Genomic DNA, 351 nt, shown 5'->3' with positions numbered 1-351 from the left:
CTGATGCACTGCTCAGCGCAGGTTGCGGCCACCGCCGGCCACGCGCACGCGGTCGCGCCCCTGTGCCTTGGCCTGGTACATGGCCGCGTCCGCAGCGCGCAGCAGCGTGCGCCAGCCCAGTGCATCGGTCCCGCCCTCGGCCACACCGAAGCTGGCGGTAACGCGCAGTACGTTGCCACCGGCCAGTGCGATGTCCAGTTGCTGCAGTGCCACGCGCAGCGATTCGGCCAGCTGGCGCCCGCCGGCCAGATCGCCATCGGCCAGCAGCACCAGGAACTCCTCGCCACCGTAGCGGGCACCGCTGTCGCTGCGCCGCAGGTGGCGCGCCTGCTGCAACGGCACCTGCGGCGC

The 351-nt window shown here is 72.9% G+C and carries 1 protein-coding gene; it reads right to left on the bottom strand.

All coding sequences use genetic code 11. The features are described 5' to 3' along the window. Positions 1-12: 12 nt before the first annotated feature. On the bottom strand, positions 13-351 hold a 339-nt coding region (locus EN846_RS34005), incomplete at its 5' end, for a GGDEF domain-containing protein (RefSeq protein WP_135928123.1).

The organism is Mesorhizobium sp. M4B.F.Ca.ET.203.01.1.1 (genome assembly GCF_004791025.1).
Classification (GTDB): Bacteria; Pseudomonadota; Alphaproteobacteria; order Rhizobiales; family Rhizobiaceae; genus Mesorhizobium; species Mesorhizobium abyssinicae.
This window is presented reverse-complemented; position numbering and strand designations above follow the sequence as displayed.